The sequence below is a fragment of the Bacillus sp. BC05(2025) genome, assembly GCF_056725905.1.
In genome coordinates this window covers 364470-383734 of sequence record NZ_JBWYRA010000003.1, presented here as the reverse complement: position 1 = coordinate 383734, position 19265 = coordinate 364470, and the positions used below count along the sequence as shown (strand labels likewise).

17 protein-coding genes and 1 riboswitch are annotated in these 19265 nt (G+C 34.9%); of the genes, 8 read left to right on the top strand and 9 right to left on the bottom strand.

What is annotated here, in order from left to right; all coding sequences use genetic code 11:
* Positions 1-172 precede the first annotated feature (172 nt).
* On the bottom strand, positions 173-814 hold the full coding sequence (locus ACZ76X_RS12770; protein WP_479850631.1) for a diguanylate cyclase domain-containing protein: 642 nt from the start codon (positions 812-814) through the stop codon (positions 173-175).
* Between the two features lie 164 nt (positions 815-978).
* On the opposite strand from ACZ76X_RS12770, the gene ACZ76X_RS12765 reads away from it, so the two are divergent.
* Positions 979-1212 carry an SPP1 phage holin family protein gene (locus ACZ76X_RS12765; protein WP_000939453.1) on the top strand — a complete coding sequence of 78 codons (234 nt, stop codon included), beginning with the start codon at positions 979-981 and terminating at the stop codon, positions 1210-1212.
* A 31-nt stretch (positions 1213-1243) separates the two neighbouring features.
* On the opposite strand, the gene ACZ76X_RS12760 is transcribed toward ACZ76X_RS12765, so the two are convergent.
* Positions 1244-1744: a hypothetical protein gene (locus tag ACZ76X_RS12760; protein ID WP_479850630.1), complete on the bottom strand. Its 501-nt coding sequence runs from the start codon at positions 1742-1744 to the stop codon at positions 1244-1246.
* A gap of 406 nt (positions 1745-2150) precedes the next feature.
* Between ACZ76X_RS12760 and ACZ76X_RS12755 the strand changes: the two genes are divergently transcribed.
* The 3 genes from ACZ76X_RS12755 (at position 2151) to metE (ending at position 7357) form a co-directional block, all read left to right on the top strand.
* Complete coding sequence (locus tag ACZ76X_RS12755) at positions 2151-3692, top strand: MDR family MFS transporter (RefSeq protein WP_479850629.1); 1542 nt, start codon at positions 2151-2153, stop codon at positions 3690-3692.
* Between the two features lie 152 nt (positions 3693-3844).
* On the top strand, positions 3845-4402 hold the full coding sequence (locus tag ACZ76X_RS12750) for a PadR family transcriptional regulator (protein WP_479850628.1): 558 nt from the start codon (positions 3845-3847) through the stop codon (positions 4400-4402).
* A gap of 350 nt (positions 4403-4752) precedes the next feature.
* Positions 4753-4940, top strand: a riboswitch (cobalamin riboswitch).
* Between the two features lie 128 nt (positions 4941-5068).
* A complete protein-coding gene (gene metE / locus ACZ76X_RS12745) occupies positions 5069-7357 on the top strand; it encodes a 5-methyltetrahydropteroyltriglutamate--homocysteine S-methyltransferase (protein WP_479850627.1) in 2289 nt (762 codons plus the stop codon).
* 37 nt (positions 7358-7394) lie between these two features.
* On the opposite strand, the gene comJ is transcribed toward metE, so the two are convergent.
* Positions 7395-7784 carry a competence protein ComJ gene (comJ, locus tag ACZ76X_RS12740; protein ID WP_074606329.1) on the bottom strand — a complete coding sequence of 130 codons (390 nt, stop codon included), beginning with the start codon at positions 7782-7784 and terminating at the stop codon, positions 7395-7397.
* A gap of 35 nt (positions 7785-7819) precedes the next feature.
* On the bottom strand, positions 7820-8254 hold the full coding sequence (nucA, locus tag ACZ76X_RS12735) for a DNA-entry nuclease (protein WP_479850626.1): 435 nt from the start codon (positions 8252-8254) through the stop codon (positions 7820-7822).
* Positions 8255-8490: 236 nt separating this feature from the next.
* Between nucA and ACZ76X_RS12730 the strand changes: the two genes are divergently transcribed.
* Complete coding sequence (locus ACZ76X_RS12730; RefSeq protein ID WP_098667466.1) at positions 8491-9240, top strand: DUF3967 domain-containing protein; 750 nt, start codon at positions 8491-8493, stop codon at positions 9238-9240.
* A gap of 47 nt (positions 9241-9287) precedes the next feature.
* Here ACZ76X_RS12730 and kinB read toward each other — a convergent pair whose 3' ends face one another.
* Positions 9288-10562, bottom strand: a complete 1275-nt coding sequence (gene kinB, locus ACZ76X_RS12725) for a sporulation sensor histidine kinase KinB (protein ID WP_479850625.1) — start codon at positions 10560-10562, stop codon at positions 9288-9290.
* A gap of 309 nt (positions 10563-10871) precedes the next feature.
* Between kinB and ACZ76X_RS12720 the strand changes: the two genes are divergently transcribed.
* Both ACZ76X_RS12720 and ACZ76X_RS12715 read left to right on the top strand, forming a co-directional pair.
* Positions 10872-11072, top strand: coding sequence for a hypothetical protein (locus tag ACZ76X_RS12720; RefSeq protein ID WP_000929281.1), 201 nt, complete (start codon positions 10872-10874; stop codon positions 11070-11072).
* Between the two features lie 123 nt (positions 11073-11195).
* Complete coding sequence (locus ACZ76X_RS12715; protein ID WP_479850624.1) at positions 11196-12359, top strand: aminotransferase A; 1164 nt, start codon at positions 11196-11198, stop codon at positions 12357-12359.
* Between the two features lie 13 nt (positions 12360-12372).
* On the opposite strand, the gene malR is transcribed toward ACZ76X_RS12715, so the two are convergent.
* The 4 genes from malR to ACZ76X_RS12695 form a co-directional block, all read right to left on the bottom strand.
* Positions 12373-13395, bottom strand: coding sequence for a maltose operon transcriptional repressor MalR (gene malR, locus ACZ76X_RS12710; protein WP_342715595.1), 1023 nt, complete (start codon positions 13393-13395; stop codon positions 12373-12375).
* A 283-nt stretch (positions 13396-13678) separates the two neighbouring features.
* Positions 13679-14521 carry a maltosaccharide ABC transporter permease MalD gene (malD, locus tag ACZ76X_RS12705; RefSeq protein ID WP_001022608.1) on the bottom strand — a complete coding sequence of 281 codons (843 nt, stop codon included), beginning with the start codon at positions 14519-14521 and terminating at the stop codon, positions 13679-13681.
* Positions 14522-15823, bottom strand: a complete 1302-nt coding sequence (malC, locus tag ACZ76X_RS12700; RefSeq protein ID WP_479850623.1) for a maltosaccharide ABC transporter permease MalC — start codon at positions 15821-15823, stop codon at positions 14522-14524.
* A 64-nt stretch (positions 15824-15887) separates the two neighbouring features.
* Positions 15888-17147 carry an extracellular solute-binding protein gene (locus tag ACZ76X_RS12695; RefSeq protein ID WP_000709918.1) on the bottom strand — a complete coding sequence of 420 codons (1260 nt, stop codon included), beginning with the start codon at positions 17145-17147 and terminating at the stop codon, positions 15888-15890.
* A gap of 323 nt (positions 17148-17470) precedes the next feature.
* On the opposite strand from ACZ76X_RS12695, the gene ACZ76X_RS12690 reads away from it, so the two are divergent.
* Positions 17471-19231, top strand: coding sequence for an alpha-glycosidase (locus ACZ76X_RS12690; RefSeq protein WP_479850622.1), 1761 nt, complete (start codon positions 17471-17473; stop codon positions 19229-19231).
* Positions 19232-19265: the final 34 nt, after the last annotated feature.

Here is a 19265-nt window from a genome sequence, read left to right as displayed (position 1 = left end):
AACACATTGTGCAAAATGCATTGACACATCCAACATAATTATATGCTTATTCCATATATTTTTAAAGACTTTTATTACAATAAAAGTTCTTTTTGTAATAAAAGTCAAAAAAATGTTACATTCAAAACTTCTTCATATCATATTTCTTCAAATCAAAATTTTATTTATTTTCTTACAAACCTCTATGCTGGTACAACTGATTTTGTGCTTTTCTTAACAATTCTTCAAAAGTTTTTCCTTCTAGTGGATAACTAGCAGCTCCAAATAATAGATTCATACTTAACAAGCCATTTTCTATTTCACTTTCAATATTTTTCATTAATCGGTTTGTTATTGTCGACTTTTCATGTCCGTTATCAATTGCCACAATTACATACTTATTTTCATCCCACTTAGTAACGACATCCCCTTTACGAATTGTCTTTACAATCGTACTCTCCAATTTTTGTACTAACACCTCCAATTTTTTTTCTTGCACTGTTTCTTTTAGTCCTTTCCATTCTTTCACAGAAAGAATGTACACTGTAATATTATGAGAATCCCGTTCTGATAGAGCAGCTACTTTCTCAAAGAAATCAACTACAAAATCATTACTTGCCATTCCCCCTACTTCCGTATCCATACGACCGCTCGCTCTTTTATCATACCAATGTCCAAAATAATAGCTGAGTACCATTTGCAATATATAAATAATAAAGACGGTATAAAATGATCGCGAATCCAGTTTTGTAATTACATCCTGAAGCGCAATCCATTCTGTAACTGCCACTGTATTCCCAAGTAATAATCCACTTATTTTTCCTTTATGTTTCATACTTCTCCTCCCTTCTATACCAATATATGTTTCTATAACAATTATGTTTTTCTACAAAATAAAAAATGTACATATTGAGTGTACATTTCCGCTTAAGCTTGTCTACCATTTCTATTCTATTTCATATATATACTATATATCGTTTTAAAAAGGTGGTGACCTATATGCTACAAAAAGAAAATCTATCAGATATTATACGTTTACTAGCTGGTTTTCTGTTATCGTTGAAATTACTATTTAACTCTTTCGGTGTAAACTTTATTACAAACGATCAAATTGACGCTATTGTAAATGTTGTTTCCTTTCTGTTCATTCTATATTTTGGTTATAAAAATAATTACGTAGGAAAAAAAGGAATCGAGCAAAAAAAAGTACTCAAAAAGCACAACCTTCACTAAAAAAGGAACCTTTCATACAGGTTCCTTTTTATCATTGTCGCACAACAACTTCATTTGTTTGTAGCGGACCATATGATACTCCATTATATTGAAATGTATATGTAGCCTGAAATAATGCGCTTTTGAGTGCTTTATCTTTATTTGCTTTTATTTTACAAATTAATTCTACCTTCTCATTTGGTAATAAATTATCGATTCGCCACCTTACAAGCTGGAACAAAAATTCACTCATCCCCTTATCAGCCTTTAGTGAATTTGGGATATATGCAAAATAATCTCGAATCATATGACTTACTACAACTCGTGAAATCATTTCCAATCCTTTATTTTCAACTTCAATTCGTATAATAAGTATGTCGTTTACATCATAGGTCAGTTCATATGAAAATTTTTCTTTATACATACTACGGATTTGTAATGTAACTGCTACTTTCGGACATTCGTTTTCCTTTTTTGATCCATCAATCCATAATACCGGTTGTAGTGGTATTGAACATCTTCCTTGATCCGAAATTCGTTTCCATATTTTCATAATAATATTCACCCCATTTCAGATGCATCATTCATACGGCTTTATTCTGCCTCTCTACACAACTTGTTACAAACGATATATAGTTATTACTCTTCCTTTTATCCTATTCGACAATATAAAGAAAAAACCATTTTTCCTCTGTTAACTGAAGGGATTCTTACTGAAATATTTTTTTATAATTTCCTTCATTCTTTATACCAATATTAAGTATTACTCACTCTTTTGCTGCACATACAACAGAATATTTTGACGGAAGAAAAAGTTTGCCTTTTAGTCAAATTTGACTATAATATTCTTTATGGCTTGTGCACTTGTGTAAATTGATTTGAAAGAACTATACTTTACATTTTTATGCGCTGCACTCAAAACTTAATATAGTTTACTTATTTTTAAAGGAGGGTTATATTTGGAATCTCAATTATCAAAAAAAGACTCCAACAAGACAAAATTTGTTGTTGCTGGTTTACTACTTGGTATTTTAATGGCGGCAATGGATAATACAATTGTTGCAACAGCTATGGCAACTATCGTTGGAGACTTAGGAGGATTTGACAAGTTCGTTTGGGTCACGTCTGCATATATGGTAGCAACAATGGCCGGCATGCCTATCTTCGGAAAACTTTCTGATATGTACGGACGGAAACGCTTTTATATTGGTGGTCTTATTCTTTTCTTGTTCGGTTCTGCACTTTGCGGAACAGCATCTAGTATTGAGCAACTAAGTATTTATAGAGCAATTCAAGGGATTGGCGGGGGCGCTCTTATGCCTATCGCCTTCACAATTATGTACGATATATTCCCACCAGAAAAACGCGGGAAAATGACAGGGCTATTCGGTGCTGTTTTCGGGACATCTAGTGTATTCGGCCCTTTATTAGGCGCGTATATTACAGACTATATAAGTTGGCACTGGGTCTTCTATATTAATATTCCATTAGGACTTATCTCCTTCTTCTTCATTACGAAATACTACATTGAGTCTCTAGAATTTAGAAAACAAAAAATTGATTGGGCTGGCGCTATTACACTTGTTATTAGTATTGTTTGCTTAATGTTCGCCTTAGAACTTGGTGGTAAAGAATACGCATGGGATTCCACTGTAATTATTGGCTTATTTACAACAGTTGTTATTATGCTTATTATTTTCTTCTTCGTAGAACGAAAAGCAACCGAGCCTATCATTTCTTTCCATCTATTTAAAAAGCCTTTATTCGCAGCTAGCCAAGGTGTTGCCTTTTTCTATGGTGCCGCTTTTATCATCTGTACAGTTTATATCCCAATCTTCGTTCAAGGTGTTCTCGGTGGTTCGGCCTCAAATGCTGGATTAATTTTAACACCTATGATGGTTGGCTCTGTAATTGGAAGCCAAACAGGTGGACAGTTAGCTTCTCGAACAAGTTATCGTAACATTATGATGGCATCTGGAGTTTTCTTCGTTCTTGGTATTTATTTACTAAGCACTTTAACAATGGACACACCTCGCCTACTCGTAACACTATTTATGGTTCTCGCTGGACTTGGTGTTGGTTTCTCGTTCTCAGTTTTAAGCATGTCTTCGATTCACAAATTAGAAATGAGAGACCGTGGTTCTGCTACATCAACAAATTCATTCTTCCGTTCACTCGGTATGACACTTGGTGTAACAATTTTTGGTACAATTCAAAATCACATTTTTACAGATAAACTAAACACTCTCTTCCCTCCTGAACTAGCAAAACTAGCTCCAAAGGGTGGAGACACAAGTTTCTTATTATCACCAGGTACTAACGATAAAATACCAGCTGAAATATTGACTGGCATTAAAGAGGCTCTCGCTACATCTATTGCTAGCACATTCTTCTGGGCACTAATCCCGGCTGTACTAAGTATTATCTGTATTTTACTTATGGGAAATGAACGCCTATTTACAGGCCCAAAAACGAAACAAAAACAAAAGCAAGTAAGCTAATATATAGAAAAGAAACGGCATATTCCTTTATGAAAAAGGATATGCCGTTTATAATATATAAAGTTAAACTTTGATCAGTAAGGAACCATTCTCACTGATTATAATCCCTCACCAATCAGGATAAAGTTTCTATATACAGGAGTTGAGACAGAATGAGCATGAAATTAGTCATTCTCGGCTTGCTACTCGAAGGGGATAAACATCCATATGAAGTGCAACACATTATGAAAGAAAGACAAATGGATTGTTATATTAAATATGCAAAAGGTTCCCTTTACTACGCCTTCGAGCAATTAGAAAAGCAAGGTGCAATTAGCATTACCACAATTGTTCGAGATACGAATAGACCAGATAAAACAATCTTTCATATAACAGAAGAAGGTAAACAGTTATTTCACACGTTACTATTAAAACAATTCGAGGCAAAAAATCAAATATATAAACCAATTTATTCAGCACTCTCTTTCGCTCAGTTTGGTGATGAAGAGGAGTTAGTTCCCATTTTAGAAAAAAAGAAAAATGATACCATTCAATATTTACATAAAATGCAAACTATTTATGATTGTAGCAAAGGACAAATTCCACGTGCACAACTATATATTTTACAAAGCGTTATTGAACATATTACAGTTGAATTACAATGGTTAAACACCCTCCTTATAGATGCAGTTGCAGGACGCCTTTCAAAAATTGATATAGATGAAGGGTAAAATTATAAAGAAGAGGTTGTAAAAAACGATAAAGTTATTTCATGTTAAATTTTAAAACAAGCATAGCCCCGTTCTAATTTAGGACGGAGCTATGCTTGTTTTATTTTCGATATAAATTGAATTTATTATTAAATTGCATAACTAGCATCTTATCTTTGTACAAGTATCTACTTCTTTGTAGGTTTAATCGCACTTCCTTTCAATTCTCCTTACTTTTCTTCACTCTAAAAAACAAGAATAATCTGAATAATAAAAATAAAAAACTTTGAAATTTTCTTATTTTAAAACAGTAGACAAAATTCCAAAAATTGTGTTAGAATTTGTTTCAATATCATATCGCTTGTTAACTTCCTTTCAAAAGGAAAATAGGTACACGAAAATTTCTTTTCGTGTTTAAAAGGGAAGATTGGTGAAACTCCAACACGGTCCCGCCACTGTAAATGCTGAGATTTCTTTTCTATGCCACTGTGAAAACGGGAAGGTAAAAGAAATTATATGAAGCATAAGTCAGGAGACCTGCCTGTTTTAACAACACTGATAGATTCACGGATGATGATGAGGTGTTAAAACAAAAAGGAAGGCTTATTTTCTATGCCTTTGTGCTTTTTGTTATAGGTATTTCCTAGTAAACGGAAATGCTTACTTTCAATTAGGGAGGAATTTAAAATGGCAATTCAAACAAGTAATTTAGGTTATCCACGCATCGGACTACAACGAGAGTGGAAAAAAACATTGGAAGCTTTTTGGTCTAATAAAATTGATGAAGAACAATTTTTAACAAAGATGAAAGAGATTCGCCTTCAACACGTCAAAGTACAGCAAGAAAAAGGGATTGAACTCATTCCAATTGGCGACTTTACATATTATGATCACGTTTTGGATACTGCTTATATGCTAGGATTTATCCCATCACGTTTTTCTGAGTTTACATCTTACCTTGATGTATATTTCGCAATGGCCCGTGGCTCTAAAGATCACGTAGCTTCCGAAATGACAAAATGGTTTAACACAAACTATCACTATATCGTTCCTGAATATGAAGAGGGATTACAAATCTCTTTAAAAGATAATCGTCCACTTCGCTTATATGAAGAGGCAAAACAAGAATTAGGAGTAGATGGAAAGCCTGTTATTTTAGGACCGTATACTTTCTTAAAATTAGCTAAAGGTTATACACAAGAACAATTCGCGACTATTTTAAAACAATTAGTTGCACCATACGTACAATTGCTTTCAGAACTACATGTAGCTGGTGCACAAGTCATTCAAGTTGATGAACCGATTTTCGCTTCTTTAACGAAAGAAGAACTTCAACAAGCAAAAGAAATTTATGAAGCTATTCGTAAAGAAGTTCCAAATGCAACTCTTCTTTTACAAACATATTTTGATAGTGTAGAAGAAAACTATGAAGAAATCATTACATTCCCTGTATCTGGTATTGGATTAGATTTCGTTCATGGTAAAGAAGGTAATCTACATGCTATTTCAAAATATGGATTCCCAGCTGATAAAACTTTAGCTGTTGGTTGTATAGATGGCCGTAATATTTGGAGAGCTGACCTTGATGAAGTTCTTACGTTATTTACAACGTTACAAAAACAAGTCCAGACGAAAGATTTCATCGTTCAGCCTTCTTGTAGCTTATTGCATACACCAATCGATAAAACAGAAGAAACTCACTTATCGACTGAGCTATTTGACGCGTTAGCATTTGCAAATCAAAAATTAGAAGAGTTAGTTCTTATTCGTTCCGCTCTGACTCAAGGTACAGAAAGCATTAGTAAGGAGCTGGAAACATACCGAAATGTACATCATACAATTCGGTCATCTGCTGCACGTAACCGAGAAGATGTTAAAGCAGCACGAACAGCATTAAAAGAAGAAGATTTTTCACGTCCTCTTCCATTTGAAAAACGATACGAATTGCAACAAGTTGCCTTGGAGTTACCATTGTTACCAACAACAACTATCGGTAGCTTCCCGCAAACAACTGAAGTTCGTCAAACACGAAAAGAATGGCGTAACGGTGTTATTTCAAATGAACAATATGAACAATTTATTGAAAAAGAGACAGAAAAATGGATTCGTTACCAAGAAGAAATTGGTCTTGATGTCCTTGTACATGGTGAATTTGAAAGAACTGACATGGTCGAATATTTTGGTGAGCGCCTTGCTGGTTTCTCATTCACTAAAAACGGTTGGGTACAATCATACGGTTCACGCTGCGTAAAACCGCCTGTTATTTATGGTGATGTAGCCTTTATTAACGGAATGACTATTAAGGAAACTGTTTATGCACAAAGCTTAACAGAGAAAGTTGTAAAAGGAATGTTAACTGGACCTGTTACGATTTTAAATTGGTCCTTCGTTCGAAATGATATTCCAAGAAAAGAAGTTTCGTATCAAATTGCATTAGCTCTTCGTCACGAAATTGAACTACTTGAATCTTCGGGGATTCGAGTGATCCAAGTCGATGAGCCAGCACTTCGTGAAGGAATGCCGTTAAAAGAAAAAGATTGGGACGCTTATATTACATGGGCAGTACAATCCTTCCTTTTAGCAACTTCTTCTGTAGCAAATGAAACACAAATTCATACTCATATGTGTTACAGTAACTTCGAAGATATTGTTGATGCGATTCGCGCATTAGACGCAGATGTGATTTCTATCGAAACATCAAGAAGTCACGGTGAATTTATTGATACATTAAAACATACAACATATGAAAAAGGCATCGGTCTAGGTGTATATGATATTCATAGCCCACGTGTACCGAGTAAAGATGAAATGTATAAGATCGTAGAACAATCTCTACAAGTATGCGATCCTAAATATTTCTGGATTAATCCTGATTGTGGGTTAAAAACGAGAAGAACAGAAGAAGTTATTCCGGCTTTAGAACACATGGTGCAAGCAGCGAAAGATGCTCGTTCCCTTCTAAAAACAAACGCATAACAAAAATGGGTTATCCTTGTTGAGGATAACCCATTTTTTATTCTTTACTTTCAAAAAAGAATTCATATTGTATTTTATATAATTCATCATCCGTTGGTTCTTCAAGAGGCGTTGCTTGTAATACAACCGTATACTCACCATTTGGAATAGGGATTTGAAATTTATTTGAAAGAATACTTGTTACAACGATACATTCATTTTCAACTGTAAACGGAACTGTAACCGTTCTAATCACTTCTTCTTTCTCAATATGTTTCCCACAGGTCACTTTTACTTCACAAGTATAATCAGAAAGTGCTTCAAAAATAACAGTTCCATCCGCCTTCGCATAACCTCTTTCAAAATCTTCATTCGTCCAGTCAACGTAAGGCTGATCCCCGTCATAGTTCATCAACATTAATTGCGAATACGAAATTGTTAACTCCATAGTTCCCTTCTCCTTCATTATGAAATATGCAACTACTACTTCACGTCAAACTTCACACGCGTACCATCTGGGTATTTATCTAACTTATTTCCTACCCAAGAGCCTGCTCCGCGGTTATCTGCTGGACTTATATATTCAATATGTGCTCCTTTTCCGCCCTCTTTACACATCGCCATTGGCCATTCATCACGATCATATCCTTTTTTTGATGGATATGGAGCTAACGATAATTTTCTTCTATCCGCAGCGCCACCACGGTCGATTGTACAAACTTCTGAATGCCCTTCTTTTATCGCATCCGTAATATGTTTTCCTGTCTCTGGATATCGCTCTTTCGGAAATTCTAGAACTTGATCATACGCATTTGTTTTTTTGTTACTTGTTTCCTCTGGAACAAGTACTTCATACACCGCTACTACAATAGAAAGAATTGCAATAATTGAAATAATAATACCTTTTAATTGCTTCATGTATACCTCCATGATTCTACCAGTTTCTTTTCCTCAGTTATTATAACAAACTTCTCCTGTATATGTTTTCAGACATTATTTTAGCTCTTCTTCGCCATTCCGCCAAAAACTCTCATTTTTCTTCACCTTTTCACTAATGCTGTAGAAAACTAATAACCTTCCGACATTCTTTTTCAAAGGAAGTCCTCATAAAAGATTGAAATGATATATACGATACTTTTTGGGGAGGAAATATTATGGAAGCTACCTATAAAACGAAAGATGTCACGAATAAAACAGGCATCCCAAAACATATAGTTCGCAAATATAGTCAACTGTTAGAGGAACACGGTTATATGATTTCCAAAACAGCTGATGCTCGTATTTATAAACTGGATGATTTAAAACTATTGAAATCTATACATGAAAGAGCTGCTACATTGCAAGAAGATATTTCAGAAACGATACCAATTATTTTAAAAGAAAAAGAGGCCCCACCTGTACCAGTTATACAAGATACGCAAGAAATACAACCGAAAGAAAAAGAAGATGGGCGTAACTTCGAGGAGTTCATGTTAAAACTTGAAATGCTCGCTCAATTAAACGAAGCAATTATTCATCAAAATTCTACCCTTATTACCCAAAATCGTTTAAAAGATGAAAAGCTAGATGAATTGATGCAACAAGTTTATGTAAAAGAAGGCTCTCAAGAAAAAATGCTACAAGAGTTAGTAGATCATGCCGCTCAAACAGATGCCCTGCAAAAAGAAAAGATGGACTTATTAATGAATCATATGTATAAACGCGAATCTAAGCAAGAAGAAAAAATGAATAAACTCGTAAATCAAATTTATAATAAAGACAGCAATCGTGATGCACAACTTATGCAAGTAATTCGCGAAATTCAAGAAACAAAAAGATTAGTCGCAGCTTCAAAAGAACAAAGTTTTTTCCAATCATTTAGAAGTTTATTTAGCCGAACAAAACAAGAAAAAACAAATGAATAATATATTTTTCCTATATAAAATAAAAAGTTACCTTTCATCGGTAACTTTTATTCCTTATTTCTTACAGCTGGCAATATAATAATCGCTTCAGTCCCTTTTCCACTTTCGCTTTTATATTCCAGTGTACCATTATGCGCTTGTAAAATACTAAATGTTACCATAAGCCCTAATCCTGTCCCTTTTTCTTTTAAAGAATAATACGGTTGTCCTAGCCTTGCTAATTGTTCTTTCGTCATTCCAACGCCACTATCTTTAACTCTTATTACAATCGTTTCATCTTTTTGCATAGCCGTTACTTTTAAATATCCTTTATTTCCTTGTATTGCTTCAATACCATTTTTAACAACATTCATAATAGCTTGCTTCAATTTTGTCTTATCACCGATCGTATAAAGACTTTCTGAAATCTCAACTTGCAAATATACCCCTTGCATCGCTGCAAATGATGACATAAGAGTTGTCATTTCTATTAATTGAGCTGATAGGCAAATATGTTCTTTCTTCTCAATTTGTGGCCTTGCTAAATTCAAATAATCTGAAATAATTTGTTCTGCCCGGTCCAATTCAGCTAATACGAGACGCATATAATCCTTATTCTTCACATCTTCTGTACTTTCTAGCAATTGAATAAAACCACGAACAACGGTGAGCGGGTTTCGAACCTCATGTGCAACACTTGCTGCTAACTCACTTACAATATTAAGCTTTTCTGACTTTTGCATCTCCGTACGCAATATTGCATTTTCATTTAAATATTCTGTTAAATACACCTGAAATACCATTGTCATAACCATAATAAGCGAAGCAAATATATATCCGCTATATACGTGGGAAACATACGGTGTGAACCCCTTTTCTAACAGAACGTTAATCATGCTGATCACTAAAGAAACAAGTACGTACAATGATGAAATCATAAATGCCAAAATTAGCTTCTTATCCCTTGAAAATAACGACCATTTCTTTGATAAAAATAATGGAACTATCAATAGAAATATTACTTCTATGACTGGAAGAAGGTTTATTCCTTTTAGCGTCCATTCATATGCAACAAAAATAACGGCCGGGATTAAACCAACAATCCCACCATATAGAAAACCACTAACAATCGGGATTGGGTGAAAGTTATACCCACAAACATCACCAAAACAAATAGAGTATGTCATGGAGAGAACGAGTGTAATGCTAGATAAAAACATAATAAAGTAGCGGTTCGGCTTCGGAGGCATTTCTTGATAACGATTTAAACGAATCGCTTCATATAAAAATAGTGGCAAAATTATGATGGCAATTTGGATCATTAAATCACGGATAAGCTCCATAGCCTCTCATCCCCTATATGTATTTTGATATGATTATATCATTTTACAGACGTATTTGTTGTAAGATTTTGATTTTTCTTAACATATTTGTTAATTCTTTGTTAACAACGCATAATAATTGTTACAGATTTTCGAAATGAATGTAAACCCTGTACCAAATTTCTACCTGGCAGTATACAATGAATACGGATTACAAAGAAAATAAAAAATACTTCATGAGACGGACAACTATAGCAAAATACAGCATATAATCCATACTATCTATGTTTACAAATAAGTGATCATTATTTTAGTAGGAGGAAGATAAATATGGCGGGTACTACGCTTGTTTTAAAAGAAGAAAATTTGGTCGTTCTAGAGAATGTTGAAAAATCAGTATATGAAGAGTTGCAGCATAAAACAGGAGATGAAAATTGCACATGTGCTGTGAACGAATCAGTTGTTCACCTCGGCAAAGTATCCTCTGTACTTTGGAATGAAGATGAAATAGATTGGGAGTACGGATATTAAAAGTCGCTGACAGCGGCTTTTTTTTCTATTATCCCTCCTTTTCTCCCTAACATATACGCAAGCGAAATTATAGAAAATATGTTAAAATGAACTTAATTTTCAAACGGAAGAAAGGGAGATACAATGGAACAATTCATTAATCCTAGAGTGAAGGACATCCAGATTTCTGGTATCCGTCAATTCTCTAACATGATTCAAAACTATGATAATCTTATCTCTTTAACAATTGGACAACCTGATTTTCCTACACCTTCTCTCGTAAAAGAAGCGGCAAAACGGGCCATTACAGAAAATTATACGAGCTATACACATAACGCTGGTTTATTAGAATTACGCAAGGCAGCTTGTGACTTTGTAAAAGATAACTACGATTTACATTATTTACCTGAAAACGAAACCATCGTTACAATCGGTGCTAGTGAAGCAATTGATGCTGCATTTCGAACGATTTTAGAGCCAGGAACAGAAGTCATTTTACCTGCCCCTATTTATCCAGGATACGAGCCAATTATTCGATTATGCGGCGCAACACCGATTTTTATCGATGTTCGCGAAACTGGCTTCCGTTTAACAGCTAAATTACTAGAAAATGCCATTACAGAAAAAACAAGATGCGTTGTACTGCCGTACCCTTCTAATCCAACTGGTGTAACTTTATCAAAAGAAGAACTACAAGATATTGTAGATGTTTTAAAAGATAAAAACATTTTCGTCCTTTCTGATGAAATTTATAGCGAACTTGTATATGAACAAAAACATACATCTGTCGCTCATTTCCCAGAAATGCGTGAAAAGACGATCGTCATTAACGGTTTATCAAAATCTCATTCTATGACTGGCTGGCGTATCGGTCTATTATTCGCACCAAGCTATTTAGCAGGACATATATTAAAAGTCCATCAATACAACGTAACATGCGCTACCTCAATCGCTCAGTACGCTGCAATTGAAGCATTAACAGCTGCTAAAGATGCACCAAAAATGATGCGTCATCAATACAAAAAACGCCGCGATTACGTATATAATAGACTCATTCAAATGGGCTTAACAGTTGAAAAGCCAACAGGTGCATTTTACTTATTCCCATATGTTGGCCATTTAACAACTTCATCCTTTGACTTTGCACTTGATCTCGTCAAAGAAGCTGGACTTGCCGTCGTTCCTGGAACAGCATTCTCTGAATATGGTGAAGGCTACCTCCGCTTATCCTATGCGTATAGTATCGAAACGTTAAAAGAAGGCTGTGACCGTTTAGAAGCCTTTCTACAACAAAAAGCTAAGAGTTAAACTCTTAGCTTTTTTATGCATAATGATCACAAGTTTGACGCTTCAGTAATTTATGCGGAATAATGATACACTTTGCAGTAGACTCTGCATTCTCTACTTTATCAACTAAAGCTTTTGCAGCTTCATATCCTAGCTGATATATATTCACATCAACTGTTGAAAGTGGCGGACTCGAAATTTCTGATAATAAAGCATTATTAAAGCTTACAATTGAAACATCCTTCGGTACAACAAATCCTTTTTTAGAAAGTGCACTTAGCACACCAAGTCCAATCAGGTCATCCGTTGCCATAATTGCTGTTGGTGGTTGCTTCAGCCCCATTAATTCTTCCACGGCTTGTTGACCACTTTCTCTTGAAAAATCAAAATGTAAAATATACTCTTTTGGTAATACAATGTCTGCTAATTTTAAAGCATCACTCATACCAGCCAAACGATCCCTCGTTACAAGTAAATCGGATCCACCGCCGATGAACGCGATTTGTTTATGCCCTAATGAAATCAAATATTCTGCTACTTCTCTTGCAGCTGTATAATTGTCATTATCTACATATGTAATTTCATCTTTTCGATCATATGGTTTCCCAATTAAAACAAACGGGAAATTTTGTTCATGCAAGTATTGAATAATCCGGTCGTTCTCTCTTGAGTATAAAAGAATAATGCCACCAATTTGGCGTCCCTGCACCATCTTTACAACACCATTAAAAATTTCATCTTCCGTTTCACCTGTCGACATATAGAGCGCATACCCTTCCACATGTGCAAATGAACTAATCCCTCTTATAACTTCTGGGAAAAACGGATTTTGAAAAGCTTTACTTGCAGAACTTGGCATAACAAGACCAAGTGTTTTTGTTGTTTGATTAGCTAGGTTTCTTGCGTTTAAATTGGGATGATACCCTAGTTCACTCATTACTTTCCGCACACGACGCTTTGTTTTTTCACTTATACTTGGATTATCAGCAATTACACGAGAAACGGTAGATGGTGCTACATTCGCCTTCTTCGCCACATCTTTAATTGTAACTGTCATAAAAATCCCCCTCCTTTCACTTCTCTGCCATTTTATATATATTTTTAATCTTGCACCCGTTGCAAGTAATAGGAGAAGTCATAAACTTTTATTGATTCTATCTTGCAAAACCTATCATATTCTCCCTCTCCATGTATTGTAAGGGATATAGCTCTTTTTTCCTATACTATAATATACTATTTATTTCACTTCTTTTCATATGTGATGTCAAATCTCTTTTCATCTCCCTATAAAATTTTTTATAGGGAGATGAAAAGAAAAATGGGACGTAATGTCCCATTTTTCATCCTTTCGTACCTCCAGCAGTTAAACCAGAGATAAAGTATTTTTGTAGTGATAGGAATAAAATTGAAATTGGGATTGCAATCAATACCGAACCCGCTGCAAACGTTGTAAATTCATTACCAAATTTCTTCGCTACCATTTCATATAACCCAACTGCTAACGTATAATTTTCTGGTGTGCGCAAAATAATACTTGCTAAAATGAAATCTGTAAATGGACCGATGAAAGTGAATAACGCTACAACTGCTACGATCGGCTTTGCAAGTGGCATAATAATTTGCCAAAAAATACGGAAATGTCCTGCTCCATCCATACGAGCTGACTCATCCAATTCTTTCGGAATCGTATCAAAATACCCTTTCATAAGCCATGTATTCATTGGGATTGCCCCGCCCACATAAATTAAAATTAATGCAAGGTGCGTATCAATTAATCCTGTTAACTGCGCTAATACGTATAGAGCGATTAACGCTGCAAAGTTTGGAATCATTTGCAGAATTAAAAATGTTAATAAACCATTTTTTCTTCCAACAAAACGATATCTCGAAAATGCATAAGCAGTAAAACTAATCGCCAACACTGAGAAAATCATCGTTAAAACACTTACCTTTAATGTGTTTTTATACCATAGTAAATAATTACTATTCTCTAAATCTAATAACTTACGATAATGATCTAATGTTGCGTTTTGTGGAATAATACTTGACCCAGATAAACTATCACCCGGATTAAACGATGAGCCAATAATCCATAATAATGGATAGAAAATGATGGCACACATTACGAAAATAACGAGATAACTTAATGAGAGACGTAACATCTTTTGTCTTTTAATATTCATTTACATCATATCCTCTTCTTGGAATGATTTTGTTTTCTTAAATTGCCATAACGCAACTGTAATAACGATTAACGATAAGATCATTGTAAGAGCTGCTGCTTTTCCGTACTGAGCCGAAGTCATCGTTAACTTATAAATCCATGAAATTAAAATATCTGTTCCCCCTGCGTCTTGTCCAGCTACAGCAGGACCTCCGCCGTTAAATAGATAGATGATACTAAAGTTATTAAAGTTAAACGTATATTGCGTAATTAATATTGGTGCTGTTGCATATAGAACAAGTGGCAATGTAATTTTACGAAACTGTTGCCAAGCTGTAGCTCCATCTACTGTAGCTGCTTCATATAATTCCCCTGGGATCGATTGCAGTATACCTGTCGTCATCGCAAAAACGAATGGGAATCCAAGCCACGTTTGAATCATAATTAAAGCAATCTTCGCCCAAAATGGATCTGTCATCCAAGCAATCTTTTCGATTCCGAATAAAGCCAATACTTGATTGTTAATTGCTCCAAATGTTTCATTAAACATACCAGAGAAAACAAGAATAGATACGAATGCTGGAACTGCCCATGGTAAAATGAAGATTGTTCGAATAATTGCCTTCCCTTTAATACCAGGCTGATTTACGATAATCGCTAAAAAAATACCAAGTGCAACTTGTAATGTCGTTGCAACAAATGTCCAAATGACAGTCCAAGAAAATACGCTTAAAAATGTCTCTCTCCACATCGGTAATGTAAAGATATCAATAAAGTTTTTAAATCCTACCCAATCTACTAATTTAGCTGGAGGAGAATGATATAAATCATAGTTCGTAAATCCAATTAAAATTACGAAGATGATTGGAAATACAACTACAAAGATAAGTAATAGAAAACCTGGTGAAACCATTAAATATGGAAAACCTTGATCTAGTAAATTACGGTATTGCTCTTTTACAGAGTTTAATGGTGTTCCTATATCACGTTTCTTTCCGTTTTGGTATGCATCATATAAATTAAATGCATATATTCCGAGCCCAAATACGATGACAATGAGTGCCAAGATTCCTTCTACTAATAGAAAGACAGAATGATCACGTGGAACTTCTGTACCAAGCGTTACAATTCCCCATAATCCCATATTTAATAAATCAGCAAAAGCTACAATAAATGAACCTGTTAATACAAGAAAAATAAGACCTTTTACAAATTGCTTATTATACATTTGGCCCACGCCTGGAATGATAGATAACATGGTTGCCATTTTCCTATACTTTGAACCGTTTAAAGCGTTTGCTGGTTCCATAGATGTTTGCATGTTCCTTCCCCCTTTTTTCTGGGAGAGAATTCGTACCCCTCATATGAGAGGCACGAATTTCACCTTATTTTTTCTTACTATGATTTGCCTCAATATTACCTTTAATTTGCTTCACTGCATTATCAAGTGCTGCTTTTGGTGCCTCTTTATCCGTAACAACTAATTGAAGCGCATCTCCAGCAGGTTTCCATACTTCTTGCATTTCTGGAATGTTCGGCATTGGAATTCCATTTTCAGATTGTGTTGCAACTGCTTTTGCAGCTTCGTTATCTTTAATAATTGGATCTTCCATTACTGCTTTTACTGGAGGAATTTCTTTTGTTTTCTCAAATCGAATTTTTGCGTTCTCTTCATTCGTTACCCATTCAGTGAACTTTGTAGCTAAATCATTTTGTTTAGAGAAACTTGTCACATGCCATCCTTTAACTCCAACAAATGTTTTCATTGGTTGACCATTCGGTAATTTTGGCATTGGAGCAACGCCATAATCAATTCCGTTCTTTTCCATTGCTTGGAACGCCCATGGGCCATTCATGATAGATGCTGCTTTTCCTTCGTTAAACAGTCCATCAGCAGCAGGTCCACCAGATTCACCGATAATACCTTTCGGGAATAACTTTTCTTTATACCATTTTTGAAGATATTCAGCACCTTGTACTGCTCCGCTATTATTTAACCCAACATCACTTGCATTTGGCTTTCCATCTTTTTCGCCAAACACATAACCACCCATACCTGCCATGAATGCATTAGCAAAGTAGAAGTTATCTCCTAATGCTAAAAATCCGTACTTGCCATCTTTCGTAAATTCTTTTGAGAAATTAAACAGTTCGTCCATCGTTTCTGGCGCTTTTGGCATCAATTTTTTATTATAAATAAAGACTGGTGTCTCAATTGCTTTTGGTAAGCCATATAATTTTCCGTTATATGTCTGTGCTTCTATTGATGAATCAGTAAATTTACTCTTTACAGCATCATCAGCTTTCACTTCAGAAAGTAAACCTTCTGTTACTGCGTTTCCGATTTGATCATGTGGCAATGTTACAACATCTGGTCCCGTCCCCGCTGGTCCATCAAGGCGTAATTTCTTCACTTGATCGGTCATTTGCATTTCCACAACTTTTACTTTTACTTTATATTTTTCCTCAAAGCTTTTCACTGCTGGTTCTAAACCAACACCTTTTTTATCATCTTCCCAAACGAGAAGATCGTAATCTTTCTTTGCCTTACTTTCTTCTTTTTTCCCTGAATCTTTCGGTCCACATGCAGATAACATACCAATTGATAATGCTGAAACCGTTAATAATGATAATGCTTTCTTCATCCCAAAAACCTCCCTGAATTGTATATGTACCTTACTAATTGAAAACGTTTGCATTTAATGGTTTAATAGAAGCGCAAACAATATCTCAATCTATGAAAACGTTTGCGCTATTTGTCTATCATTATACATTCTTTTATTCATTTTGCAAATATTAATTTTAAAATATTATTACTACACTCTTTATACATTGACTTTATATGAAATGAATACTACTCTTATAAGCAATATTAAATCTATGCAAAAAGCAATCGTTTGCAACATATGCTTTATTATTATACGTAAGGGAACAATATGCATGGAGATATTAAAGGGGGATTTTCTATATGCTTAAAGAAGCCATTTATCATAGGCCAAAAGATAATTACGCATACGCTTACGATGAAAAAACAATTCATATCCGAATACGTACGAAAAGAGACGATATTCAAAGCGCCACTCTTGTTTATGGTGATCCTTATGATTGGAAAGACGGGAAATGGATTACATCAAGTACACCGATGAAAAAAACTGGTTCTACTGCATTGTTTGATTTCTGGTCCATTTCCATTGAACCAAAATTTAAGCGCTTACGTTATGGTTTCGAATTAAACACGGAGACAGAAACGCTTATTTATACAGAGCGAGGATTTTTTTCTAGCATTCCAAATGATGACGTTGGTAACTTTTTCTGTTTCCCATTTATTCATGCACATGATGTATTCAAAGCGCCTTCCTGGATTAAAGATACTGTCTGGTATCAAATTTTCCCAGAACGGTTCGCTAATGGAGATTGTGCACTAAATCCAGAAAACACCCTTCCTTGGGGCAGCGCTGAGCCTACTCCAAATAATTTCTTCGGGGGAGATTTTGCTGGTATTATTCAAAACCTTGATTATCTTGTTAAGCTTGGAATTTCGGGAATATATTTCACACCTATTTTCAAAGCACATTCAAACCATAAGTATGACACAATTGACTACATGGAAATCGATCCTCAATTTGGCACAAAAGAAACTTTCAAAGAACTCGTTCAGGCATGTCATACACACGGTATAAAAGTAATGCTCGATGCCGTATTTAATCATAGCGGATACTTTTTCGATAAATTTCAAGACGTACTAGAAAAGGGTGAGCAATCAGCATATAAAGAGTGGTTCCATATTCATGAGTTCCCAATTAAAACTGATCCAGTTCCAAATTATGATACTTTCGCGTTTACACCGTATATGCCTAAATTAAATACAGCACACCCAGATGTAAAAGAATACTTACTTGAAGTAGGGCGTTATTGGGTAAGAGAATTCAACATAGACGGTTGGCGCCTTGATGTAGCAAATGAAGTCGACCATAGCTTTTGGAGAGAATTCCGAAGTGAGATAAAAGCATTAAATTCTGAAGTATATATTTTAGGTGAAATTTGGCATGATGCACTTCCATGGCTACAAGGAGATCAATTTGATGCTGTAATGAGCTATCCCGTTACAAATGCTCTACTGTCTTACTTTGCTAACGATTCCATTAAAGCAAATGAATTTATGAAACAAATCACAGAATCTCTACATTCCTACTCTATGAATGTAAATGAAGCAGCGTTTCATTTATTAGATAGCCATGATACACCAAGAATATTGACAACCTGTAACGGAGATAAAAATAAGTTAAAGTTACTTTATGTATTCCACCTTTCTTTCATCGGCTCTCCTTGCATTTATTACGGAGACGAAATTGGTATGGATGGCGGTATGGATCCAGATTGTCGCAAATGTATGGTTTGGGATACGAAAGAACAAGATCATCTATTATTTACACATGTACAAACATTAATTTCATTACGAAAGCAATATAAAGCATTTGGAGGACATGGTACTTTCCAATTCATTGAAGCAAATGATGAACATAATTATATTTCTTATACGAAAACGTATGAAGATGAAACAATCTTTTTCGTTTTAAATCCGACTAACAGTGACATTACAGCTTCACTCCCTCTCCATGTTACCGGAAAGAAAATCATTAACATTTATACAAACGAAGAATTTTCAGCGGAAGCAAGTGTGTTACAAGTTACACTTCCTCCATATGGATTCTCCATATTAAAATGGTAACCAAAAAAGCCTTATACCGAAGTGGTATAAGGCT